At 72.4% G+C, this 23,456-nt stretch carries 25 protein-coding genes; 17 read left to right on the forward strand and 8 right to left on the reverse strand.

From position 1 onward, the window contains the following. Positions 1 to 61 precede the first annotated feature (61 nt). The gene (locus ACFYP0_RS27560) at positions 62 to 1,111 is read left to right on the forward strand and encodes an ROK family protein (protein ID WP_356976287.1); all 1,050 of its coding nucleotides are present in this window, start codon (positions 62 to 64) and stop codon (positions 1,109 to 1,111) included. 41 nt (positions 1,112 to 1,152) lie between these two features. Here ACFYP0_RS27560 and ACFYP0_RS27565 read toward each other — a convergent pair whose 3' ends face one another. Beyond that, complete coding sequence (locus ACFYP0_RS27565; RefSeq protein ID WP_124861631.1) at positions 1,153 to 1,353, reverse strand: DUF397 domain-containing protein; 201 nt, start codon at positions 1,351 to 1,353, stop codon at positions 1,153 to 1,155. Between the two features lie 5 nt (positions 1,354 to 1,358). Then, on the reverse strand, positions 1,359 to 2,204 hold the full coding sequence (locus ACFYP0_RS27570) for a helix-turn-helix domain-containing protein (protein ID WP_124861628.1): 846 nt from the start codon (positions 2,202 to 2,204) through the stop codon (positions 1,359 to 1,361). Between the two features lie 278 nt (positions 2,205 to 2,482). Here ACFYP0_RS27570 and ACFYP0_RS27575 point away from each other — a divergent pair, with 278 nt between their 5' ends. Together ACFYP0_RS27575 and ACFYP0_RS27580 are read left to right on the forward strand one after the other, a co-directional pair. Beyond that, positions 2,483 to 2,701, forward strand: a complete 219-nt coding sequence (locus tag ACFYP0_RS27575; protein ID WP_356976289.1) for a hypothetical protein — start codon at positions 2,483 to 2,485, stop codon at positions 2,699 to 2,701. A gap of 195 nt (positions 2,702 to 2,896) precedes the next feature. Beyond that, positions 2,897 to 3,997, forward strand: a complete 1,101-nt coding sequence (locus ACFYP0_RS27580) for a D-alanine--D-alanine ligase family protein (protein ID WP_091393084.1) — start codon at positions 2,897 to 2,899, stop codon at positions 3,995 to 3,997. 54 nt (positions 3,998 to 4,051) lie between these two features. Here ACFYP0_RS27580 and ACFYP0_RS27585 read toward each other — a convergent pair whose 3' ends face one another. Together ACFYP0_RS27585 and ACFYP0_RS27590 are read right to left on the reverse strand one after the other, a co-directional pair. Further along, a complete protein-coding gene (locus ACFYP0_RS27585; protein ID WP_356976291.1) occupies positions 4,052 to 4,735 on the reverse strand; it encodes a DUF3515 family protein in 684 nt (227 codons plus the stop codon). 9 nt (positions 4,736 to 4,744) lie between these two features. Continuing rightward, positions 4,745 to 4,978, reverse strand: a complete 234-nt coding sequence (locus ACFYP0_RS27590) for an Lrp/AsnC ligand binding domain-containing protein (protein WP_030487446.1) — start codon at positions 4,976 to 4,978, stop codon at positions 4,745 to 4,747. Between the two features lie 96 nt (positions 4,979 to 5,074). Between ACFYP0_RS27590 and ACFYP0_RS27595 the strand changes: the two genes are divergently transcribed. Both ACFYP0_RS27595 and ACFYP0_RS27600 read left to right on the forward strand, forming a co-directional pair. Then, positions 5,075 to 6,064, forward strand: a complete 990-nt coding sequence (locus ACFYP0_RS27595; protein ID WP_124861619.1) for a thiamine-phosphate kinase — start codon at positions 5,075 to 5,077, stop codon at positions 6,062 to 6,064. 29 nt (positions 6,065 to 6,093) lie between these two features. Next, positions 6,094 to 6,555, forward strand: coding sequence for a GNAT family N-acetyltransferase (locus ACFYP0_RS27600; RefSeq protein WP_124861616.1), 462 nt, complete (start codon positions 6,094 to 6,096; stop codon positions 6,553 to 6,555). A 127-nt stretch (positions 6,556 to 6,682) separates the two neighbouring features. Here the strand turns inward: ACFYP0_RS27600 and rpmB are convergent, their stop codons facing one another. Next, positions 6,683 to 6,874 carry a 50S ribosomal protein L28 gene (gene rpmB / locus ACFYP0_RS27605; RefSeq protein ID WP_011905179.1) on the reverse strand — a complete coding sequence of 64 codons (192 nt, stop codon included), beginning with the start codon at positions 6,872 to 6,874 and terminating at the stop codon, positions 6,683 to 6,685. A gap of 320 nt (positions 6,875 to 7,194) precedes the next feature. Here rpmB and ACFYP0_RS27610 point away from each other — a divergent pair, with 320 nt between their 5' ends. Then, positions 7,195 to 8,808 (forward strand): DAK2 domain-containing protein, encoded by a 1,614-nt coding sequence (locus ACFYP0_RS27610; RefSeq protein WP_124861613.1) that lies wholly within the window; start codon positions 7,195 to 7,197, stop codon positions 8,806 to 8,808. Further along, positions 8,805 to 11,003 (forward strand): ATP-dependent DNA helicase RecG, encoded by a 2,199-nt coding sequence (gene recG, locus ACFYP0_RS27615; protein ID WP_356976295.1) that lies wholly within the window; start codon positions 8,805 to 8,807, stop codon positions 11,001 to 11,003. Before ACFYP0_RS27610 ends, recG begins: the two co-directional genes overlap by 4 nt. Positions 11,004 to 11,079: 76 nt before the next feature. Here recG and ACFYP0_RS27620 read toward each other — a convergent pair whose 3' ends face one another. Continuing rightward, on the reverse strand, positions 11,080 to 12,042 hold the full coding sequence (locus ACFYP0_RS27620) for an LPXTG cell wall anchor domain-containing protein (protein ID WP_124861607.1): 963 nt from the start codon (positions 12,040 to 12,042) through the stop codon (positions 11,080 to 11,082). 398 nt (positions 12,043 to 12,440) lie between these two features. On the opposite strand from ACFYP0_RS27620, the gene rsmD reads away from it, so the two are divergent. From rsmD to ACFYP0_RS27665, 9 genes are all read left to right on the forward strand, one after another. Further along, on the forward strand, positions 12,441 to 13,004 hold the full coding sequence (rsmD, locus tag ACFYP0_RS27625; protein ID WP_124861604.1) for a 16S rRNA (guanine(966)-N(2))-methyltransferase RsmD: 564 nt from the start codon (positions 12,441 to 12,443) through the stop codon (positions 13,002 to 13,004). Continuing rightward, positions 13,001 to 13,483, forward strand: coding sequence for a pantetheine-phosphate adenylyltransferase (coaD, locus tag ACFYP0_RS27630; RefSeq protein ID WP_091393067.1), 483 nt, complete (start codon positions 13,001 to 13,003; stop codon positions 13,481 to 13,483). The genes rsmD and coaD overlap by 4 nt, the downstream gene beginning before the upstream one ends. 253 nt (positions 13,484 to 13,736) lie before the next feature. Continuing rightward, positions 13,737 to 14,234: a hypothetical protein gene (locus ACFYP0_RS27635; protein WP_030335287.1), complete on the forward strand. Its 498-nt coding sequence runs from the start codon at positions 13,737 to 13,739 to the stop codon at positions 14,232 to 14,234. 109 nt (positions 14,235 to 14,343) lie between these two features. Beyond that, positions 14,344 to 14,907: a YceD family protein gene (locus tag ACFYP0_RS27640; RefSeq protein ID WP_110562455.1), complete on the forward strand. Its 564-nt coding sequence runs from the start codon at positions 14,344 to 14,346 to the stop codon at positions 14,905 to 14,907. Positions 14,908 to 14,912: 5 nt separating this feature from the next. Next, positions 14,913 to 15,086, forward strand: coding sequence for a 50S ribosomal protein L32 (gene rpmF, locus ACFYP0_RS27645; RefSeq protein ID WP_030335284.1), 174 nt, complete (start codon positions 14,913 to 14,915; stop codon positions 15,084 to 15,086). 114 nt (positions 15,087 to 15,200) lie between these two features. Next, entirely contained in the window at positions 15,201 to 16,184 is a 984-nt protein-coding gene (locus ACFYP0_RS27650; RefSeq protein ID WP_356976299.1) for a phosphate acyltransferase, read from the forward strand. After that, positions 16,181 to 17,122: a ribonuclease III gene (gene rnc / locus ACFYP0_RS27655; protein WP_244219197.1), complete on the forward strand. Its 942-nt coding sequence runs from the start codon at positions 16,181 to 16,183 to the stop codon at positions 17,120 to 17,122. The genes ACFYP0_RS27650 and rnc overlap by 4 nt, the downstream gene beginning before the upstream one ends. Continuing rightward, positions 17,115 to 17,972: a bifunctional DNA-formamidopyrimidine glycosylase/DNA-(apurinic or apyrimidinic site) lyase gene (mutM, locus tag ACFYP0_RS27660; protein ID WP_124861601.1), complete on the forward strand. Its 858-nt coding sequence runs from the start codon at positions 17,115 to 17,117 to the stop codon at positions 17,970 to 17,972. The genes rnc and mutM overlap by 8 nt, the downstream gene beginning before the upstream one ends. Positions 17,973 to 18,191: 219 nt before the next feature. After that, entirely contained in the window at positions 18,192 to 20,411 is a 2,220-nt protein-coding gene (locus tag ACFYP0_RS27665; RefSeq protein ID WP_356976302.1) for an MMPL family transporter, read from the forward strand. A gap of 51 nt (positions 20,412 to 20,462) precedes the next feature. Here the strand turns inward: ACFYP0_RS27665 and ACFYP0_RS27670 are convergent, their stop codons facing one another. Both ACFYP0_RS27670 and ACFYP0_RS27675 read right to left on the reverse strand, forming a co-directional pair. Next, positions 20,463 to 21,305 (reverse strand): endo alpha-1,4 polygalactosaminidase, encoded by an 843-nt coding sequence (locus ACFYP0_RS27670; protein ID WP_124853372.1) that lies wholly within the window; start codon positions 21,303 to 21,305, stop codon positions 20,463 to 20,465. A 116-nt stretch (positions 21,306 to 21,421) separates the two neighbouring features. After that, positions 21,422 to 22,561 (reverse strand): CAP domain-containing protein, encoded by a 1,140-nt coding sequence (locus ACFYP0_RS27675; protein ID WP_124853373.1) that lies wholly within the window; start codon positions 22,559 to 22,561, stop codon positions 21,422 to 21,424. A gap of 394 nt (positions 22,562 to 22,955) precedes the next feature. On the opposite strand from ACFYP0_RS27675, the gene ACFYP0_RS27680 reads away from it, so the two are divergent. Then, positions 22,956 to 23,150, forward strand: coding sequence for a hypothetical protein (locus ACFYP0_RS27680; RefSeq protein WP_030487463.1), 195 nt, complete (start codon positions 22,956 to 22,958; stop codon positions 23,148 to 23,150). Positions 23,151 to 23,456 lie beyond the last annotated feature (306 nt).

Consider the following 23,456-nt stretch of genomic DNA (forward strand, 5'->3'; position numbering starts at 1 on the left):
GCGGGGGAGGGGGGTTGGCACTAGCCTCGGCTCACACTCATGACGGCGGGAGGCGGTTTCGGTGGGCAGCGCAGGGGTGCCGGTGGTCGTCGGGCTGGACAACGGCGGCACCAGCAACAACGCCACCGTGCTGACGGTGGACGGCCACTTCCTGGTGGACGGGCTGTTGGAGATCCCCAGCGAGGTGCGGGCCGGGCCGGAGGCGGCGATCGAGGCGTTGGCCCAGGCGCTGGACGGCGCCCTGGCGCAGACCGGCGTGCCTCGTGACCTGGTCCAGGCGGTCGGGCTGGACACTCCCGGCCCGGCCAGCGCCGAGGGCGTCATCTCGTCGCGGGGCTCCACCAACTTCTCCCAGCCGGCCTGGCGCGGCTTCGACGTGCGAGGGGCGCTGGAGCGACGGCTCGGGCTGCCGGTGATCTATCACAACGACGGCAACGCGGCCGCGCTCTACGCCCACCACGTCTACTTCGGTGCCGACGCGATGAACCGCTCGTCGGTGTCCGCGATCGTCGGCACCGGCCTCGGCGGCGGTGTGGTCGAGAGCGGTCGGGTGATCGCCGGCGCGGCCGGGATGGCGGGGGAGTTGGGCCACGTGCACATCCCGCTGAACGGGCTGCTCGGCCCGGGTCAGCCGGAGCCCACCTGCGCCTGCGGCTTCACCGGAGATGTCGAGAGCGTCGCCTCGCTGACCGGCATCGAACGCAACCTGCTGCCGTACTGGCTGACCCGGTACCCCGACCACCCGCTCGCCGCCGAGCCGGTGGCCCGGGCGGCCAAGCTGGTCCGGGGGTACGGCGAGCGCGACGACGCCCTCGCGCGGGACCTCTTCACCCAGCAGGCGAAGGCGCTGGGGCGGCTGTTCACCGTCGCCGCGAACTTCACCGACCCGCACGCGTACTTCGTCGGAGGCGGGGTGGTGGAGGCGGCACCGGAGTTCCGCGACTGGTTCCTGGCGACGGTCCGCGAGCACACAGTGCTCCGCGAGGAGCAGGCGGCGGTGGCTACCTTCGCGCTGGTGCCGGACCGGGACATGGCCGGTGCCCGAGGCGTCGCGATCGCCGCGCTGGAGGCGCTACGCGCTGTTCCGGAGCCCCGCCCGCTGGTTGCCTGAGCCGGCGCGGGCCTCGGCCCGCACCGGCTCGGCACCTCTGGTCAGCGCTGCGGTGGCGCCTGGGCGAAGGCGGCCCAGGCCGCCGTTGGGAACAGCAGGGCCGGGCCGGCCGGGTCCTTGGAGTCGCGGACTGCCACGAACTGCGGGATCGCGGCCACCTCCACGCAGGCGCCTTCGTCGCCGCTGCGGCTGCTCTTGCGCCACGGCGCCGCGGCCAAGGCCGCTGTGATCATCGGGGTCATCGGTCCTACCGTCCCTTCAGGACTGACAGGAGCATCTCGCGGCTGTCCGCCGGGCTGAGCGCCACGCTTCGGAGATGCTCCATGATCTTGGTGCAGGTACGCGTCTCGCCGGCGCGGTCGAGGATCATCTGACCTGCGACGGTCTCCACCGACGCGATGATCGGGTCCTCCGGGTCGGCGAACTCGAGGATGTGCAGGGAACCCCGGGTGCCCCGGTGGTAGCCGGCGGAGAGCGGGATCACCTGGACGCTGATGTTCGGCAACTCGGCCATCTTGACCAGGTGCCGTAGTTGCCCGTTCATCACCGACTGGTCACCGACCGGCCGTAGCAGCGCGCCCTCGTCGATGATCGCGTCGAGGATGGGCGGCTGGTCGGCGGTGAGTCGCTGTTGTCGGTCGAGCCGGATCTTGACCCGCTGCTCCACCAGGTCGTCGCCGAGGGTGTGCGGCCCGCCGCGCATCACGCCACGGATGTAGTCCGCGGTCTGCAACAGGCCGGGCACCACCGAGGGCTCAAAGTTGGCGATGGCGGTCGCCTCGGCCTCCAGCGCGATGAAGTCGATGGTGCGCGGACTCAGCAGGTAGGAGTACGACACCCACCAGCCGGGCTTGCGGGCGTCCTTGGCGAGCTGCACCGCGGCGGCCACCTCCTCGGCACTCACCCCGTACGACGTGAGCAGGGCGCGCACGGTGGCGGGGCTGATCAGGGTCTGGGCGTTCTCGTAGCGGGAGAGGGTGCTGCGGGTGCTGTTGATCTCATCCGCCGCGGTCTCCAGCGTCAGCCCGGCGGCTTCCCGGTGGTGGCGCAGGGCGATGCCGAGCCGGCGGGCGCGGGCGGTCTTCGGAGCCATGCATCGATGGTCGCATACATTTGCGGGATCGTCTGCATGAGAGAACGTCGATGGGAGTTGCATTCACGCCTATACACGTGTCAATCTGTGATGGCGTCCTCACCGCCGGTTGTCGTGGCGACGGTGGTGGTGAGCGACCGGAGGGGATGGGGCGCGCGGCGATCGGGTTTCTCCCCCGTACCCGATCGTCGCGTGCCGCCCCTCCATCCCGGCCTGCCGGAAGGAGACGACGTGCGAACCCGCCCGGAGCCCCCCGCCGTACCCTCGGGCGGCGTGCGATGACCCGCTTCCTCGTGGTGCTCACCGACGTGCGCCCCGTCGAGAGCGTCTACCGCAACGAGCGGGTCGCGCCGGAACGGCGCCGGCAGGTCGTCGGCGCCAGCAGCCGGGAGGCCGCCGACCGCATCGCCGGAGCGTTCATGGCGCTGGGCATGGTGCGGGCCGGTCGACAGCGGGTGAAGGTGATCGCGGTCGGCCGCCGGCACTCCCGGGACTGAGCAGCCCCAGGTCAGCGGTCTGTGGCACCGCTACCATCCGGTTACACACCGTATATCCTCTCCTGACCGTTTGCCGTGTCGTGCCGTGGCTCGCCGGGTATCGCCTCGCCCGGTGGCCACGCACAGTAAGGTCAACCGGGTGAGCGCCACCGGCGAGCACGACCAGCCGCAGTCGCGTACGAAGAGGTGACCGGAGTGACCACCCCAGGCAAGACCCGCGTGGCGATCGTCTTCGGCGGCCGCAGCCCGGAGCACGGCATCTCCTGCGTCAGCGCCGGCAGCGTGTTCGGCGCACTCGACCCGGACGAGTTCGAGGTGGTGCCGGTGGGCATCACCCGGGCCGGCCAGTGGGTGTTGACCAACGGAGACCCCGCCCAGCTCGCGATCAACGCCCGTCAGCTGCCGGAGATCACCGCCGACTCGGGCGACGACATCGTGCTGCGCGCCGACCCCACCGGCAACGGACTGATGGTGCTCGACCCGACCGAGGGCCCCCGGGCGCTGGCCGACGTGGACGTGGTCTTCCCGGTGCTGCACGGCACCTACGGCGAGGACGGCACCATCCAGGGAATGCTGGAGATGGCCGGCATCCCCTACGTCGGGGCGAACGTGTTCGCCTCCGCGGCCGCGATGGACAAGGAGTTCACCAAGAAGCTCTGTGCCGTCGAGGGCATCCCGGTCGGCACGTACGCCGTGCTGCGCAACGGCATGACGCTCAGCGAGCAGGACAAGGAGCGGCTCGGCCTGCCGGTCTTCGTCAAGCCGTCCCGGGCCGGGTCGTCGTTCGGCGTCAGCAAGGTCACCGACTGGGCCGAGCTGGACGCGGCGGTCGCCGCCGCCCGGCAGTTCGACCCGAAGGTCATCATCGAGGCCGCGATCGTCGGCCGCGAAATCGAGTGCGGTGTGCTGGAGGGCGAGGCCGGTGGCACACCGGAGGCGTCCGTGCTGGCCGAGGTACGGGTCGTCGCCGACCACGACTTCTACGACTTCGAGGCGAAGTACCTCGACGACTCCTGCGAGTACGACATTCCGGCCAACCTGCCGGAGAAGGTGACCCGCCAGGTGCAGGAGTACGCGGTCCGCGCGTTCACCGCGCTGGACTGCGCCGGTCTGGCCCGGGCCGACTTCTTCGTCACTCCCGAGCTGGACGTCTACCTCAACGAGATCAACACGATGCCCGGCTTCACCCCGACGTCGATGTTCCCGCGGATGTGGGCGGCCTCCGGTCTGGAGTACCCGAAGCTGGTCAACCGGCTGATCCGTACCGCCCAGCGGCGCGGCGTCGGCCTGCACTGAGCCGTCCGACCCCGCCCGCGCAGGTCAGCCGGCGCGGGCGGGATCGGTTCGAGTTCAGCGCTGGCAGCCGGACGGGATCGCGCCGCCGGAGGGGACGCTCGCCACGATCGTGCTGGAGATCGTCGGCAACCACTGCAACGGCTGCTCGTACGAGCGCGGGACCCGCACGGTGATCAGCGTCTCCCGGTCGACCGTGGAGAGGACCGCCGCGTCGGCCTGCTCGGCCAGGTGCCAGCAGACCCGGTTGACCGTCCAGACCTCGTCGGTGCTGAGGAAGGCCGGCTCGGTGCCGCCGCAGGCCACGGTGAGCGCGGGGTCGCCGTAGGCGGCGTTCTGCTCCGGGCCGGCGGTGACCGGCCGCTGAGCCAGGTCGCGGATGCTCGCCGGAAGCTGGGAGAGCAGGGCCCGGCAGACCGTGGCCGGGCGGGCGGCCAGCGCCGGGGCGGCCATCTCCACCGGGGTGGTGGACTGCACCCGGGCGGTGGACGCGGAGGGCGTCGGCGCGGCGGCCGGCGTGTCCGGGCTGAGCTTGCTGAAGGCCAGCATGGCCACCAGCAGCGTGATCGGCAGCGCGATCAACGTGGCCAGCAGGGCCGCGCCACGCATGGTCCGATCGCGGCCGGCCGGCGCGGCGGCGGCGGGATCGGTCGACTCCCGGTTACCGTCAGCCGGCTCGGACGTCCCGTCGGCCGCGTCGCGCGCCCCGTCGTCGTCCAGAGCCGAGGAGGAGGTCGTCATCTCGTCCACTTACAGCCGCACCACCGAACACGTGAGGGTGCGAGTGATGCCGGGCACCATCTGCACCTTGCTGACGATGAGTTTGCCGAGCTCGTCGACGGTGTTCGCCTCGGTGAGGACGACCACGTCGTACGGCCCGGTGACGGCGTCGACGCGTACCACGCCGGGGATGTCCGCGATGAGACCCGCCACGTCACGTGCGCGGCCGACCTCGGTCTGGATGAGGATGTACGCCTGTACCACGACTCGACCTCCGTCCGTCGCCGCCCGGGAGCGGCCCGAAGGGTGAAACTACCTTACGGACCAGGTCTGATCCCTATCGGTGGTCAAGGAGCAGCGGTGAGCGAGCACGGCGGAGCCGGGCAGCACGGGCGGAACGCCCGCGGCGGCGTCGGGGTGTCCGGGATCGGGGAGTTCGGGCTGATCGGGAAGATCACCGCCCGGCTGTCGTACGGGCCGACGACCCTGCTCGGCCCGGGCGACGACGCGGCGGTGGTGGCCGCGCCGGACGGCCGGGTGGCGGCCTCCACCGACGTGCTGGTCGACGGGCGGCACTTCCGACGGGACTGGTCCTCCGCCCGTGACGTCGGGCACCGGGCGGCAGCCGCCAACCTGGCGGACATCGCGGCGATGGGTGCCACGCCGACCGCCCTGCTGGTCGCTCTCTGCATGCCGGCGGACCTGGACACCGCCTGGGCGGAGGAGTTGGCGGACGGGCTCTCCGCGGAGGCGGCTACGGTCGGCGCGAGCGTCGTCGGCGGGGACATGTCGGCCAGTCCCACCCTGACCGTCGCGGTCACCGCGCTGGGTGACCTGGCGGGCCGTCCGCCCGTGCTGCGCTCGGGGGCCCGACCGGGCGACGTGCTCGCCCTGGCCGGGCGCACCGGGTTCGCGGCAGCCGGGCTGACCGTGCTGAACCGGGGCTTCCGTACGCCCCGGCTGTTGGTCGAGGCGTACCGGCGGCCGCAGGTGCCCTACCAGGCCGGCCCGCAAGCCGCCCAGCTCGGCGCCACCTCCATGATCGACGTGTCGGACGGGCTCCTCGCCGACCTCGGGCACGTCTCGGCGGCCAGCGGGGTGGCGATCGACGTACGCCGCGACGGGTTCGAGGTGCCCCGGCAGATGGCCGACGCGGCGCAGGCACTCGGCGTCGACCCGTACACCTGGGTCCTCGCCGGTGGCGACGACCACGCGCTGGCCGCGACCTTCCCCCCGGCGGTGGTCCTGCCGTCGGGCTGGCGGCCGATCGGCCTGGTCACCGACGGTGCCGGTGTGACGGTCGACGGCAGCGCCTACGACGGCCCGGCCGGCTGGGACCACTTCCGGTGAGGCCCGCCGGCGGCCGTACCCTGGATACCGTGAGTGAGATCGAGATCCGGGCGGTGCGGTTCGACGCGCCGGTGGCACAGCACCTGATCCACGCCGCACTGGCCGACCTCGGTGCCCGCTACGGCGGCACCGGCGACGACACCCCGGTGGACGCGGCCGAGTTCGAGCCGCCCGACGGCGCGTTCCTGGTGGCCTACCTGGCCGGCGAGCCGGTCGGCTGCGGTGGCTGGCGCAGCCACGGCGCGGACACCGCGGAGCTGAAGCGGATGTACACGGCCCCGGCGGCACGGGGGCGGGGTGTGGCCCGCGCGGTGCTGGCGGCCGTCGAGCGCTCCGCGCGCGAGCAGGGCCGCAAGCGGGTGGTCCTGGAATGCGGCGACAAGCAGCCCGAGGCGATCGCCATGTACGGCTCCGCCGGGTACGAGCGGATCCCGAACTTCGGCTTCTACAAGGACGCGGAGGGCTGCGTCTCCTTCGGCCGCACCCTCTGACCTGCGCGCCTGGCCGGCAGGCCATGCACCGGCGGGCCGCTGTGCGGCGTCTGCCCGGGCACACGACAGAGCCGGCGGACCCTCGGGGTCCGCCGGCTGAGCCGAACGAAAGGTGGGTGCTACCGCGTCAGGCGCGGGTGACCTTGCCGGCCTTGATGCACGAGGTGCAGACCTTCAACTTCTTGGTGTTGCCGCCACCGGCCGGGGTACGCACCGACTGGATGTTCGGGTTCCAGCGGCGGTTGGTCCGCCGGTGCGAGTGGGACACGTTGTGGCCGAAGCCCGGTCCCTTGCCACAGACGTCGCACACGCTAGCCACGGGATACTCCTGGGATTGATACGTTCATGAGGTCGCCGGCAGGTGCTGCCCGGGCAACCTGGTCAGGTTACCCGATGACTCGCCGACCCGGCCAACCGGCCCGGTCCGGCGCTCGCCCGTGCCCCGGCTCACGCCTGGTCGTGGGCCCGTCCGCCCTGTGGTGGGCCGGCCCGGCGGCAAGGGTACCGGAGGCGCTCGCCCCCGCCGCGGCCAGCGCCGGCCGAGGTCGGCGAGGAGCGGCGGCCAGCGCCGGCCCGGGCCGGCGAGGACACGCCGGACGAGTCCGACGGGTGTCGGTGCGCGCCAGTAGGCTTCTGCCCGTGCTGGACACCCTCGACGCCGCCGCGGTCCGCCGCTGGTGCGCGAGCGGGCTGGCCGCACTGAAGCGCCACCAGGGCGAGATCGACCAGCTCAACGTCTATCCGGTGCCCGACGGCGACACCGGCACCAACCTGGTGCTCACCCTCACCTCGGCGCAGCAGGCCCTCGCCATGGATCTGGACACCCTCCCCGACAGCGGGCCGACGGCGCACGGGCACGCGCTGCGGCTGATGGCCCAGGGCGCGCTGCTCGGCGCGCGGGGCAACTCCGGGGTGATCCTTTCGCAGATCCTGCGTGGTTTCGCCGACCAGGCCGCCGGGGTGCCGGCGGTGCGTGGCCGGGAGTTGGCCGCCGCGCTGCGCTCCGGCACCGCCGCCGCGTACACAGCGGTCTCCCGGCCGGTCGAGGGCACCCTGCTCACCGTGGTCGCGGCGGCCGCCACCGCGGCCGAGGGCGCGGACAGCGACGACCTGCGGACGGTTGCCGGCGTCGCGGCCCGGGCGGCGGCCGAGGCGCTCGCCCGCACCCCGGAACAGCTGCCGGCGCTGGCCCGCGCGGGCGTGGTCGACGCCGGTGGCCGAGGGCTGTGCGTGTTGCTCGACGCCCTGGTCGAGGTGCTGACCGGGGAGCGCACGGTCCGGCCCGCCCCGACGCCGCGCTCGGCCCGCCCGGCGGCCACCGTCGCCCGCGAGACCGGTTCGGATGAGTACGCGTACGAGGTGCAGTTCCTGCTCGACGCCCGAGCCGAGGCGGTCGCCGGGCTGCGGCGGGCACTCGACGCCCTGGGAGATTCGCTGGTCGTCGTCGGTGACGGGCGTGAGCCGGAAGGCACCTGGAACGTCCACGTGCACGTCAACGACGTGGGCGCGGCGGTCGAGGCCGGTGTCGCCGCCGGCCGCCCGTACCGCATCTCGGTCACCCGTTTCGCCGACCAGTCGGAGTCGCCCTCCGGCCCGTTGGTGGCCGGCCGGGCCGCGGTGGTGGTGGCCACCGGCGGCGGCATCGCCGACCTGTTCGCCGCCGAGGGCGCCACCGTCGTGCCGGGCAACCCGTCCACGGGTGAGCTGCTGGACGCCGTCCGCAGCACCGGCGCGGCCCGGGTGGTGGTGCTGCCCAACGACGCCAACACCGAGGCGGTGGCGAGCGCGGCCGCCCGCGAGGCCCATCGGTACGGCATCAAGGTGAGCGTGGTGCCGACCCGCTCGCCGGTCCAGGCCCTCGCAGCCCTCGCGGTCCGCGACGGTGACCGCCGTTTCGAGGACGACGTCATCGCGATGGCCGAGGCGGCTGGCGCCTGCCGTTACGCCGAGGTCTGCCACGCCAGCCGGGAGGCGCTGACCGTGGCCGGCCCGTGCCGTCCCGGTGACGTGCTGGCGCTGGTGGAGGGGGAGGTGCACCTGATCGGCACCGACCTCACCGACACCTGCGCGGCCGTGGTCGACCGGATGCTCGGTGGTGGCGGCGAGATGGTCACACTGCTGGCCGGGGTGGACGCTCCGGCCGGGCTCACCGACGCCGTCCGCGCGCACGTCGCGCGACGCTGGCCGTTCGTCGAGGTGCACGCGTACCCGGGCGGCCAGCCGTTTTATCCGCTCCTGGTAGGGATCGAATGAGCGAACCAGCCACGGTGGACACTCCGCTGAAGAAGCTGGTCGGGGACAAGACAGCCAAGGCGCTGGCCTCACACCTCGACCTGCACACCGCGGGTGACCTCGTCTACCACTTCCCGCGTCGCTACGACGAGCGTGGTGAACACACCGACATCCGCTCACTGGACGTCGGTGAGCAGGTCACCGTGCTGGCCCAGGTGCAGCGCACCGCGGTGCGCCCGATGCGTCAGCGGCGGGGCAACCTGCTGGAGGTGACCGTCGGCGACGGCTCCGGCGGGGTGCTGACGTTGACCTTCTTCGGCAACCAGGCGTGGCGCGAGCGCGAGCTGCGCCCAGGCCGGTGGGGTCTGTTCGCTGGCAAGGTCACCGAGTTCCGGGGCAAACGGCAGCTCAACGGCCCGGAGTACGTCCTGCTCGGCGAGAGTGGCGACGGCGAGGCGGCGGTCAGCGACGACATCGAGGAGTTCGCCGGGGCGCTGATCCCCGTCTACCCGGCCGCCGCGGCCGTGCCGACCTGGGTGATCGCGCGCTGCGTGCGCGTCGTACTGGACACCTTCACCCCGCCGGACGATCCACTGCCGAGCGCCGTGCGGGCCAGCCGCAAGCTGGTCGGGCTGGGCCCCGCGCTGACCGAGATCCACCGGCCGTCCAGCAAGGAGGCGCTGCACCAGGCGCGGCGGCGCCTCAAGTGGGACGAGGCCTTCGCCGTTCAGGTGACCCTGGTGCAGCGCAAGCACCGGGCGGCCGACTGGCCGGCCCGGCCCCGCCCGGCGCGCCCGGGCGGGCTGTTGGAAGCCTTCGACGCCCGACTCCCGTACGAGCTGACGGCCGGTCAGCGGGAGGTGGGTGTGGAGATCGCGGCGGACCTGGCCACCCCGCACCCCATGCACCGTCTGTTGCAGGGCGAGGTGGGCTCGGGCAAGACGGTGGTGGCGCTGCGGGCGATGCTCCAGGTGGTCGACGCGGGCGGGCAGGCCGCGCTGCTGGCGCCCACCGAGGTGCTGGCCGCGCAGCACCACCGCGGCATGCTCGACCTGCTCGGGCCGCTCGGGCGGGCCGGTGAGCTGGGCTCCGCCGAGCACGCCACCCGGGTCGAGCTGGTCACCGGCTCGCTGGGCGCGGCGGCCCGTCGCCGGGCGCTCGGCGAGGTGGCCAGCGGTGCCGCCGGCATCGTGCTCGGCACCCACGCCCTGCTCTACGAGGGAGTCGACTTCGCCGACCTCGGCCTGGTGGTGGTCGACGAGCAGCACCGCTTCGGCGTGGAGCAGCGCGACGCACTGCGGGCCAAGGCCGATCAGCCGCCGCACGTGCTGGTGATGACGGCCACCCCGATCCCGCGCACGGTGGCGATGACCGTCTACGGCGACCTGGAGGTCTCCACGCTCTCCCAGTTGCCCCGGGGGCGGTCGCCGATCGCCTCGCACGTGGTGCCGGCCGCCGAGAAGCCCGCCTACCTGGACCGGGCCTGGCGTCGGCTGCGCGAGGAGGTGACCGCCGGCCACCAGGCGTACGTGGTGTGTCCGCGAATCGGTGACGGGCCGACCAGCGACGAGGAACCGCCACCCGAGGACGACAACGGCCGTCGGCCACCGCTGGCGGTCACCGAGGTGGCTCCGCTGCTGGCCGAGGGCCCGCTGCACGGCCTGCGGATCGGGGTGCTGCACGGTCGCCTGCCGGCCGACGAGAAGGACGCGGTGATGCGTTCCTTCGCGGCCGGTGACCTGGACGTGCTGGTGGCGACGACGGTGGTCGAGGTTGGCGTGGACGTGCCGAACGCCACCGTGATGATCGTGCTGGACGCCGACCGGTTCGGCGTCTCCCAGCTGCACCAGTTGCGGGGCCGGGTCGGTCGGGGTGCCGCCGCCGGTCTCTGTCTGCTGGTCAGCGAGGCGGCCGAGGGTTCGTCGGCGCGGGAGCGGCTGGACGCGGTGGCGTCCACCAGCGACGGTTTCAAGCTCGCCGAACTCGATCTGGAACAACGCCGGGAGGGCGACGTGCTGGGTGCCACCCAGTCCGGGCACCGCTCGCACCTGCGGTTGCTGTCCCTGCGACGCGACGCCGACCTGATCCGCGACGCCCGCGCCGAGGCGATCACCCTGATCGAGGACGACCCGGAGCTTGCCCGCAGCCCGGCACTGGCCGCCTCGGTGGCCGCACTGGTGGACGAGGACCGCGCGGAGTACCTGGAAAAGGGTTGACCACGCAGGCCACCACATGGTTGAGGGCGCGCCGACCGGGTGGTCGACGCGCCCTCAACTGTCAGAGCGGGTTGTCTCAGGCGGTGAAGCGGACCCGACGACGACGGGCCACCACGAACAGGGCGGCACCGGCGGCCAGCAGCACCACGGCGCCGGCGATGATGCCGCCGGTGGCGGCACCGGTCAGCGGCAGGGCCGGCTCGTCCTTACCGCCACCCTGACCCGGGGCGCAGTCGGCCGGCTGCTCCCAGGCGATCGGCGCGGTGTCGTCGAGGCCCTCGGCGGCCGGCGTGACGACGAGACCCTCGGTCGCGTCGAAGGAGACGGAACCGGTCTCGCCCGGCTTGACGACCAGCGTCTTCACCTCGCCCTTGTTCGGGGTCAGGGTGAGCGTGACGGTCTCACCGTCGGCGGGGTTCTCGATCGTGAAGGTCAGCTTGTCGCAGGTCGACTCGACCGAGCCCACCGGCTCCGCCGGAGCCGGGGTGGCAGTCGGGGTCGGGCTCTGGGTCGGAGGCTGGCTCGGCGACGGCGAGGTGGCAGGGGTGGTCGGGGTGGGGGTCGCCGACGGAGTGGCGGTCGGCGTCGGGCTGCTGGGCGAGGGCGTGGCCTCTGCCGCGCAGGTGCCCTTCGGCTCGGCGGCCACGGTCCGCGACTCGGTCACGATCCGGTCGGAGCGCACCCAGCGGGCCTCGACGGTCAGCTCGATCGTCGGCCGCTTCTGGTCGAAGCGGTGGGCCTGGGTGCCGGTGAGGAAACCCTCGCCCTTCGCGGGGAGAGTGGCGTCCTGCGCCAGGCTGCCGGTGAATTCGGCCGGGACGGTCGACTTCAGCGTGGTGATCTTCGCGTCGATGTTCTCGCTGTTGCCGACCGTCCAGGTCACCTTGACCTGGCCGTCGGAGGTCAGGCAGTAGGTGCCGGAGGGCTCGGGGTGGTGGGCACTCGCGGGGCTCGCGAGGACGCCGACGCCGGCGATGCCGATCAACGCGCCCGCGGCGATGGCCGCGACGCGCCGGAACGGAGACTTGGGAGGGTTCACGCCTGCTCCTGGTGAGGGGGGTACGGATCGCGTGGCGGGAGGCCGGGAGACATCGTGGCCGGGGGGTCACCTGCTCACCGGTGGCGTCGCGCGACGCGGTGGTGTTCCCGCGGCGAAAGCGGGGACAGGGGGAGACTGTACTGATGGGTGGTTAATGAGGGGAGTTCAGATCATTGCCATCCGGCAATGTCACTGATTCGTGATCTTTGATATACCGAAGGTGCCGATCCGGTCACTGGGGAGGGTTCGTCCGCCGTGGCTCCACGGTGGATACCGCACCGTCGGAGCTGCTCAGGTGCTCCCCGTCGTCGCCGGCCGGCCAACTCCCCGGATCCGCGCCGTGCTGACCGGGTCCGGGCCGCATCGCGTAGCGTCGCGGGCATGAGCAGGAGGAAACGGTGACCCGGATCGTGGCCGGGACGCTCGGTGGCCGGCGGATCGCCGCGCCGTCCGGCGCCGGCACCCGACCCACCTCGGACCGGGTCCGGGAGGCGCTGTTCAGTGCCGTCCAGGCCGAGGTCGATCTCGACGGCGCCCGCTTCGCCGACCTGTACGCCGGCTCCGGCGCGGTCGGCCTGGAGGCGCTCTCCCGGGGTGCCCGGCACGTGTTGCTGGTCGAGTCCGACCCGCGGGCGGCCCGGGTGATCCGGGAGAACGTGGCCGCCCTCCGTGCCGGTCCGGCGGCCCGTCTGGTCACCGGCAAGGTGGCGACGGTGCTGGCCGCCGGACCGGACGGCGAGGCGTACGACGTGGTCTTCGCCGACCCGCCGTACGCGGTTCCGGACGAGGAGATCACCGCGCTGTTGGCCGCGCTGGTCGACGGCGGCTGGCTGGCGCCCGACGCGTTGGTGGTGGTGGAGCGGTCCCGCCGCACCAGGGAGTTCGACTGGGTGGAGGGGATCACCCCCGAGCGCAGTCGCCGTTACGGCGATACCACCCTTTGGTACGGTCGCCGATCATGAGACGTGCGGTGTGCCCCGGTTCGTTCGACCCGGTCACCAACGGACACCTCGACATCATCGGGCGGGCCAGCCGGCTCTTCGATGAGGTGATCGTCGGTGTGCTGGTGAATCAGTCGAAGAGTGGCCTGTTCACCGTCGAGGAGCGCATCGAGATGCTCCGCGAGGTGACCTCGTCGTACGGCAACGTGCGGGTCGAGTCGTTCCGAGGGCTGCTGGTGGACTTCTGCCGGGCCCAGCAGGCCAGTGTGCTGATCAAGGGCCTGCGGGCGGTCAGCGACTTCGACTACGAGTTGCAGATGGCCCAGATGAACATCGGTCTGGCCGGCGTCGAGACGCTCTTCATGCCGACCAACCCGCTCTACTCGTTCCTCTCGTCGAGCCTGGTCAAGGACGTGGCCAAGTGGGGTGGCGACATCTCCGCCCACGTCCCCGACCCGGTCCGCGAAGCCCTCCAGGCCCGCCTGGGCCCCCGCCCCTGACCTGCCCCCACGCCCTCGCGATCTTGCACTTGTGGTTTCGGATTGCCCCCTTTCGCCGTGGTCTGGCGCGACCGGAAGTGCAAGATCGGCGCGAGGGAGGCGCGGCGGGAGCTGCGGGTGACTATGTCGCGACTCGCCGGGTTGGGGTGAGTGGGGCGGCGGTGGGGCCGGCACGACATGATTGGTGGCGCGGGGAACGGCCGTAGCCCGCATCATGGAGGTCGGCCGACGAACGACAGGAGTGAGGTAGCCGGTGGACCCGCTCGATCGCATCGACGAACTGATCGCCATCCTGGAGCAGGCCCGCTCCGTCCCGATGTCGCGCAACAACTGCATGGTCGACCGGGGTGAGATGATCGCTGCCCTCGATGAGATGCGTGCCGATCTCCCCGCCGACCTGCGTCGCGCCGCCGCGCTCCTGGAGGAGCGCGACAAGATCATGGAAGCCGGCAAGCGCGAGGCGGACCGGATCATCAGCGAGGGTGAGGCAGAACACGCCCGCCTGGTCTCGGTGAACGAGATCACCGTGTCGGCCGAGCACGAGGGCGCCCGGATCATCGGCGAGGCCCGCGCCGAGGCGCAGCGCCTGCGTGAGGAGGTCGACGACTACGTCGACACCGCGCTGGCCAACTTCGAGCAGTTCCTCACCCGGGCGCTGGCCTCGATAGAGCGCGGCCGGGACAAGATGCACGCGCTGCGAGAGATCGGCACCTTCGCTGGGGATGAGGCGGAACGCCCGCTACCCTTCTGAGCGGCACCTCACCAGCCGACTTCTCAGGCAGGCGTCGCCCCCGGTTCGACGGTCCGGCGGTCGCCCAGGTAACCTTTTTTGTCGGCCTCTCACCGGCCGGAGTCTAACTATGCCCAAGCACTCGCCATCGACACTCAACCCCAGGTCGCCGCTGGTCCTCGACACGAGGGACCTGCCGCGTCGCCCTGGCGCGTTGCGTGAGGTCCAGCGGGTCGTGCCGGCACCGGCGGACCTCGGTGTGGAGTTGATCGGCGTGCCGGAGGGCGCGGACCTCGACCTCGATCTGAGGTTGCAGTCCGTGTCCGAGGGCGTGCTCGTCTCCGGGACCATCACCGGTCCCGTCCGGGGCGAGTGCGGCCGTTGCCTGCGCGAGATCAACGACTCGATGGGCGTGACGATCCAGGAGCTGTACGCGTACGAGGACAGCACCACGGACGCCACGACCGACGAGGACGAGGTGGGCCGGATGCAGGGCGATCTGATCGACCTGGAGCCGGCGCTGCGGGACGCGTTGGTGCTCACGCTGCCGACCAACCCGCTCTGCCGGGAGGACTGCCCAGGACTGTGCCCCGAATGCGGGGCGCACTGGGACGATCTGCCGGCCGACCACAGTCACCAGCAGATCGACCCGCGTTGGGCGGGCCTGTCGCAACTGACCGTTACAGAGGAGTAAGAACCGTGGCCGTCCCGAAGCGCAAGATGTCGCGCAGCAACACCCGGTCCCGCCGGGCGAACTGGAAGGCGACCGTGGTCGCGACCGTTGCGTGCCCGCAGTGCAAGTCCCCGAAGCTGCCGCACGCCGCCTGCTCCGTCTGCGGCACCTACAACGGCCGCCAGGTTCTCGAGGTCTGACCTGGACGCCGAGTGACGCCCCCGACCCCAGGTCGGGCGGCACGCGCATCCTGGCATTCGCCCGGTGCTCCGGCTCCCTCCGACGCCGGCCGGCCCAATCCGGCCGGCGTTCCGGTGGAGCCGGGCGCCGCGCGGATCGCCGTTGACCTCCTCGGCGGGGACGACGCTCCCGCCGTCGTGGTTGACGGCGCTCTGCGGGCCATGCGCGCCGACCCTGACCTGCATCTGCTTCTCGTCGGTCCGACCGAGGTCGCCGACGAGCTGATTGCTGCCCTCGATCCGGCGCAACGTGCCCGGATCACGGTGCGGCCCGTCCGCGACGTCGTCGGCATGGCCGACCATCCCAGCGCCGCCCGCTCCGAGAGCACCGTCCGGGCCGCGGTCACCGCCGTCCGGGACGGGACCGCCGACGCCCTGGTCTCCGCCGGCGCCACCGGCGCCACCGTCACCGCGGCCGTGCTCGGCCTCGGCCGCTCGCCGGAGATCCGCCAACCCGCGCTGGCCGCCACCCTGCCCGCCGTGGCGGGGCCGGTCGTGTTGCTCGACGTCGGCGGCTCCCTGGAACCCCGCCCGGCCACCCTCGCCCGCCACGCCGTGCTCGGCGCCGCGTACGCGGCGGTGGCCCACTCGATCGCCGCGCCCCGGGTCGGGCTGCTCTCGGTCGGCACCGAGGCCGGCAAGGGCGACCGGGTCCGCCGCGCCACCGACCCGCTGCTCGCCGTCGAACCGCTGCCCGGTGGGGCGCGCTACGTCGGCCTGGTCGAGGGGTACGACGTGGCCCTCGGTGCGCGCGCCGATGTCGTCGTCACCGACGGCTTCACCGGTAACGTGCTGCTCAAGGCCATCGAGGGCGCGTACGCGATGGCCGGCGGCCCACCTGCCCAGGGCGGCGCGCCCCGCGCGGCGGCCCTGCTGGGCGTCGCGGGGACGGTGGTCGTCTGTCACGGGTCCGCCCGCGCCGACGACGTCGCCTCCGGCATAGCTCTCGCCGCCCACCTGTGGCGGCGGCGCGCCACCGATCTGGTCTCCGCGTTGCTCGACCGCCACGCCGCGACGGATCGCACCGACCGCTCCACCGACACCGAGGTACGCACATGAGCAACGACAAGCGGCGGCGGGCGTCCGTCGGTCACCTGGAAGCCGCCTTCGGAGTGAGCCTGGAACCCGAGCTGCTCCAGCGCGCGTTGACCCACCGGTCGTACGCGTACGAGAACGGCGGGCTGCCGACCAACGAGCGGCTGGAGTTCCTCGGCGACTCGGTGCTCGGCGTGGTGATCACCACGGCGCTGTTCCACAACCACCCGGACCTGCCCGAGGGTCAGTTGGCCAAGTTGCGGGCCAGCGTGGTCAACATGCGGGCGCTCGCCGACGTTGCCCGCGGTCTGGGCCCGGACGGGCTCGGCGCGTACCTGCTGCTCGGCAAGGGTGAGGAGACGACCGGTGGCCGGGACAAGGCGAGCATCCTCGCCGACACGTTGGAGGCGCTGCTCGGCGCGATCTACCTCCAGTACGGCCTGGACACCACGGGGATCGTCATCCACCGGCTCTTCGACCCGCTGATGGCCGAGTCGGCTGGTCGCGGGGCCGCCCTGGACTGGAAGACCAGCCTCCAGGAGCTGACCGCGGCGCTCGGTCTCGGCGTCCCGGAGTACCGGATCGAGGGCACCGGCCCGGATCACCTCAAGACGTTCACCGCCTGGGTGGTGGTGGCCGGCATCCGGTACGGCGGCGCCGAGGGGCGCAGCAAGAAGGAGGCCGAGCAGCGGGCCGCCGAGGCCGCCTGGCGGACGCTCGCCGAGCAGAACGGCCAGAACGGCGGCGACGGCCAGAACGGCGGCGACGGCCAGGATGGTCGGGCCGGCGACGATCGCCAGGAGCAGCCGACCGTTCGGGACGACTCGGCCGACCGCGACGAGCCGTTCGGGCCGCTGGAGCGCGCCGAGCGGGCGGCTCAGGCCGAGCAGGCCGACCACCTGGCACAGGCACTGCCGGCCGGGGGCGCCGACGGTCACGAGACGGGTCGGCGGCGTGCCTGAGCTGCCCGAGGTGGAGACCGTCCGACAGGGGGTGGCCCAGTGGGTCGTCGGCCGTCGGATCGCCTCCGTCGAGGTTCGTCATCCGCGTGCCGTTCGCCGGCACGCTCCCGGCGATGTGCACTTCGCCGACGTGCTCGCCGGCCGGACGGTGCTGGACGCCCGCCGTCGCGGCAAGTACCTGTGGCTGCCACTGGACAGCGGTGACGCGATCGTCGGGCACCTCGGCATGTCGGGTCAGCTGCTGCTCCAGCCACCCGGGACGACGGACGAGACCCACCTACGGGTCCGGTTCCGGTTCAACGACGACGGCCCGGAGCTGCGCTTCGTCGACCAGCGCACGTTCGGCGGGCTCTCGGTGAGCGAGGGTGGCGCCGAGCTGCCCGACGAGATCGCGCACATCGCCCGCGACCCGATGGACCCGGAGTTCTCCGACGAGGCGTTCGTCGCGGCCCTGCGCCGCCGGCACACCGAGGTGAAGCGGGCACTGCTCGACCAGACCCTGATCTCCGGGGTGGGCAACATCTACGCCGACGAGGCGCTCTGGCGCGCCCAGCTGCACGGCGGTCGACCCACCGACGCGTTGACCGGCCCGGCCGCTCAGCGCCTGCTCGGCCACGTCCGCGACGTGCTGGCCGAGGCGATCAGTGAGGGCGGCACCAGCTTCGACGCCCTCTACGTGAACGTCAACGGCGAGAGTGGCTACTTCGACCGGGCGCTCAACGCCTACGGCCGCGAGGGCGAGCCGTGCCGGCGGTGCGGCTCGCCGATCCGCCGCGAGGCGTTCATGAACCGGTCCTCGTACAGCTGCCCGCGCTGTCAGCCACGGCCTCGGGGTTCCCTCCGGGGATGACCCGGAGCCGGCTCGGGGCGATGCCGGCGGGTCGCGGCGGGTCGCTCCGGGGTGGACCCCGGTGTACGTCCGGATCGGGGTTCGACCCTGGCGGACGCACCCCCGCACCCGGTCCGGTGGTTCCAGGGTGGGCCCGGGTCGATCCCCGATGTGACCGCCTCGTCACGCACCTAACGTCAGCACCGTTGACAGGGGGTTGACGTGACAGGGGGACCCGAGATGGGGAGAAGACCGGTGACGGTGCGGCTGGCGCGGTGGAGCGCCGAGCACCCGTGGCGGGCGATCGCGCTGTGGGCCGTGTTCGTGGCGGTGTGCTTCGTGGGCGGCAACGCCGCCGGACTCAACGAGGCCACCAGCGGTGACCAGGCGATCGGCGAGGCGGGTCGGGCCAGCCTCATCGTGGACGCCGGTGACTTCGACGACCCGGCCGTCGACAACGTCCTCATCACCTCCCGTGGTGGCGCGTTGGACCAGGCGGCGGCGAAGTCGGCGGCCGACGACGCGGCGGCCCGGCTGCGTACGGTCGCCGGGGTGGCCGGGGTGGGCCAGCCGGTCACCGCGCGGGACGGCTCGGCGCTGCTGCTGCCGATCACCATGTCGGGTGACCCGGAGACGGCCTCGGATCGGGTGCAGCCGTTGCGCGACGCGACCGCCACCGTGCAGGACGCGTACCCCGGGCTGCGCGTCGAGCAGGTCGGCGGACCGTCGATCGGCCAGGCCCTCGACGACACACTGGGTAAGGACTTCAAGCGCGCCGAGCTGCTCAGTCTGCCGGTCACCCTGGCGATCCTGATCATCGCGTTCGGCGCGCTGATCGCGGCGAGTGTGCCGGTGCTGCTGGCACTCTCCTCGGTGGCCGCCGCGATGGGTCTGTCCACTCTCGCCTCGCACCTGGTGCCGGCCACCGACACCACGGCACCGGTGATCCTGCTGATCGGCATGGCGGTCGGCGTCGACTACTCACTGTTCTACATCCGTCGGGAGCGGGAGGAACGCGCCAAGGGTCGGTCCGGTCTGGACGCGGTGGAGATCGCCGCGGAGACCTCCGGGCACGCGGTGGTGGTCTCCGGCTTCGCGGTGATCATCTCGATGGCCGGGCTGCTGCTCGCCGGCGACGTGGTCTTCTCGTCCCTCGCCATCGGCTCGATCCTCGTGGTGGCCGTCGCGGTGACCGGTTCACTGACCGTCCTGCCCGCCCTGCTGGCCCGGCTCGGCCGTTGGGTGGACCGGCCCCGGGTGCCGCTGCTCTGGCGACTGACCGCGCCGCGTACCGGCCGGCACGGCGAGCCCCGCGCGCCCCGGCTGTGGCCGGCGGTGCTCCGGCCCGCGCTGCGCGCGCCGGTGGCGACGCTTGTCATCTCGGTCGGGCTGCTGCTCGCGCTGGCCGCGCCGGCGCTCGGCATGAAGCTGAAGTTCCCCGGCATGGAGGACCTGCCTCGCACCACTCCGGCAATGCAGGCGTACGACCGGCTCACTGCCGCCTTCCCGAGCGCCGGCACCAATCACGTGGTGGCCGTCCGGGCACCCGCCGACCAGGTCGACCGGGTACGCGCCGCCCTCACCGGCCTGTCCACCCGTGCGGCCGGCGATCCGCTGTTCGCCCCGGCCGAGGCGGACGGCCCGAAGATCGAGGTGTCGGCCGACCGGCGGGTCTCGGTGCTGGACGTCCCCACCCCGTACGCCAGTCGCGACGACCGGTCGGTGCAGTCGTTGGAGAGGCTGCGCGGGGACCTGGTCCCGGCCGAGCTGCGCGGCATTCCCGGCATCGAGTACGCGGTGGGCGGGAGCGTCGCCGACAGCGAGGACTACGCCCAGCACGTCCGGGACAAGTTGCCGTTGGTCATGGGCTTCGTGCTGGTGCTGACCTTCCTGGTCATGGCGTTCACCTTCCGGTCGGTGGTGATCGCGGCAAGCTCGATCGCGCTGAACCTGCTCTCCGCCGGTGCCGCGTACGGCCTGCTGGTGCTGATCTTCCAGGGCGAGTGGGCGCAGGGGCTGCTCGGCTTCACGTCGATGGGCGCGATCGTGTCCTGGCTGCCGCTGTTCCTGTTCGTGGTGCTGTTCGGCCTCTCGATGGACTACCACGTCTTCGTGGTCAGTCGGATCCGCGAGGGCGTCCGGTCCGGCCTGCCCAACCGTGACGCCGTGTCGTACGGGATCACCTCGTCGGCCGGGGTGGTGACCAGCGCGGCGATCGTGATGGTCGGGGTCTTCTCGATCTTCGCCACGCTGAGCACGATCGACATGAAGCAGCTCGGCATCGGTCTGGCGGCGGCGATCCTGCTGGACGCCACCATCATCCGGGGAGTGGTGCTGCCAGCGTTGATGACCATGCTCGGCGACGCCAACTGGTGGGCCCCGCGTTTCCTGCGCCCCCGCCCGGCACCCGCGCCCACCGACCCGCCCGCCTCCGCCCCGGAGCTGGTCCCGGTGCCCTGACCTCCGAGCGCTCTGGGCCGGGCCGCGACCGTGGCCCGGCCCAGCCGTGTCTCAGGGGAGGGGGCAGGCTTCTCGGGACGCGTCCAGGGTGCGGTCCTTGCGGATCGACGCGAAGCCGTAGCCGACGGTGGTGACACAGAAGTCGTCGGTCGAGCCGGTGTACTCGACGTGGAAGACCGGCTTGCCGGCGTCGCTGAACGGCAGCAGTTTGGCGCACTGGGCCAGCCGGACGCACTCCTCGTTGACCGCGAAGTCGAAGTCCGGGGCCAGCGCGGCGAGTTGCGGCACGTCGTTGGCCAGCCCCGGGGAGAGACTCAGCGAGCGGGCCATCTCGGCGAGCCTGCGGTTGAACAGCAGTTGATCGTCGAAGTCGAGCGGAAAGCCGGTGCGCGCCGCGTACCCGTCGGCGTCGAAGAGCGCCACCGCGCCGAAGCCCTTGCCCCGGCAGAGCCGGAACCGGTCGGCCAGCACCGGTCGGAGCGCGTCCCAACTCCGGACGTCGAGCCACCGGCTGTCGGGTCGACGCCCGGCCGCGCCCCGGACGACCTCCGGGAACCGGCTGACGTCCGGGTCGTCGGAGCGGACCGATCCCACGTTCACCTGGCAGATCAACCGGCGGTCCCGGGAGCGCAGTTCGGCGGTCTGTGCGGCGGTGGTGGCCACCGGGTCGAGGAGGAAGACATGGGCGTCGACCGCCGGGTCGAGCGGGCCGCTGAGCTGCCACTGCCACTGCCAGTGCCGGGCCTGCGCCGCCGGCCACGCGGTGGGCGCGCCGGGCGGGGTGAGCGCGGGCCGGCACCCGTACGCCGGCACCAGGAGCACGAGAGCGACGCTGGCGGACAGGACGCGGTGCAGTGGGCGTACGGCGACGCGTCGCCGCGGCCGGATCCACATCGGCAGCTCCCGGGTCCCGGACGGCCGGTCGCCGCCCGCACCGGTACGCGGCCCCCACGCTCCGGCCCGACGTACCTCACCGGGTCAACGAGCGCGGGGGCGGGAACGACGCGCGGTCAGCGCGGCGCCGCGAAGACCTGCGTCCAGTACGGTCCGTTGCTGTTGGCGATGCCGACGCCGATCTCGGTGAACGAGCAGTTCAGGATGTTGGCCCGGTGGCCGGAGCTGTTCATCCAGGCGTCCATCACCGCGGCGGGGGTCTGCTGGTTCCAGGCCACGTTCTCGCCGTACGTGCGCCAGGCGTAGCCGACCCGGTCCAGCCGGGTGCCGGCGTTGCTGCCGTCGCTGCCGGTGTGCGACATGTTCTTGTGGTCGGCCTGGTCCTGGCTGTGCCGCTGGGCGGCGGTCATCAGCTTGGTGTCGATGCTCAGCGCCTTGCAGCCGGCCTTGGCCCGCTCGGCGTTGACCAGGTTCACCACCTCGCGGGCCTGGGCGCTGACGGAGCCGCTGGAGCCGCTGGAACCGGTGGGGCTGCCGGTGTTGCTCGGCGCGCTGCTGCGCTGGACGCTGCGGCGCGACGCGGCGGTGCTCCGCGACGTCGCCGGCGTGGGCTTGACGACCTTCGTCGGCGAAGGGCTCGGAGACGCCGTGGGGATGGCGGACGGGGAGGGTGCGGCGAGGGTGTCCAGTGCCGGCTCTCCGGTCGGCGCTGCCGACGCGGCGAAGGAGTCGTCGACGGCCGTCGGCTGGGCGGCCCCGTCGTCACCGCCGGGCAGGGCGAGCGCGCCGACGCCGAAGCTCACCACGAGGGTGGCGGCCGCGGCGGCGCCTCCGATCATCAGCGGCCGGCGCCAGCGGCGTGGGGAGCGGTGCCGTCCCTCGCCGGGCCGGCCGGTCTCGGCTGCGCCGTTCCAGCCGTCGGTGCTCTCCGGGTCGGTGTCGGTGTGCCAGCCGCCGGGCGCCTCGGCGCGCCGTACGCCGGTGGTGTCCTGGGCCGGGCGGCTGTCGCCCCAGCGGTCCGTCTCGCTGTCCGGCTGGTAGGCCCCCCAGGCCGCGGTGCGGGCGTCGGCCGCCTCGGCGGGGATCACCGGGTCCGGGTGCCGGCCCTCGGTGGGCTGCTCCCGGTGCCACTCGTCGCCCGACTGACCGGGCTCGTCGCCGAAGAGGTAGGCCGAGCGGGGCTCTGGGCCGTCGTGCAACCAGGCCGGCTCGTCGGTCGGTCCCTCGGCGCGCCGGGGGGCGCCGTTCGGGTCCATCGGATCGGTCCAGCCGTACACGCCTATGCCTCCAGGGGTCGGTTGCGGGCCGGGGTGACGCTACGGCGCGGCGACGACCTGCGGCAACGTGGCTAAGAAAGAGTTAAGGGGAAGTCGGACGCCAGGGTGCGGACTTCCGCAGATCCGGGCGTACAGTAAAGGCGTCCGGACAGAGAGTGTCCGTGCCTTGCGGCAGCCCCCCCGACAAGTGGACAGGTCGACGTGGAGATGATCTACGGCCTGCGAGAACTTGACGAAGGAGGGGTTTGCGGCTCAATATATAGGTGTCGCCAGTCGCGCCCGGTCATGCCCAGATACAGCCTGGAATGACAGCCGCGTATGAATTGGGCGCGCGTTGGCCGGCCTTTCCGGCAGCGCATATCAAGGAGTCAGCATGGCGAAGGCCCTCTACGGCCACGTAGGTGCAGCGCCCGACCGGCGTCTGCTCGACGAGGTCACCCGACTGCGTTCCAGGGTTCAGGCACTGGAGTTCGAGATCACGCGTCTGCGTGCCGACAATGATCGGCTCGCGGCGGCTGCGGCGGAGGCGGACGATCTGCTCCGTCTGGCCGAGCCGGCGCTGACCTGATCTCCAGGTCGTAAAAACTGAATCGCACCACCGCAAAAATACGCGCCGACACCTTCTGTGCCGGCGCGTAACACTGTCCGGGACCTTTTCGGCGCCGACGATTCATGATCTTGCTGCCGATCGTGCGGAGAGCGTGCCGCACAGTTACCGAAAAGCGCGTCGGCGGATAAGCCGATCATGAAAGGCACTTGTCTTTCTCGCGGTCTCCGGAACAACAGTGCGCCCACCGTCGACACGATGCGGGGCGGGTCGCGTGCCGGGCCGCTTCCACCGCCGGGTTAGTCTGCGAGTTCACCCAGGTCCCCA

Source organism: Micromonospora arida (assembly GCF_042873195.1).
GTDB lineage: Bacteria > Actinomycetota > Actinomycetes > Mycobacteriales > Micromonosporaceae > Micromonospora > Micromonospora arida.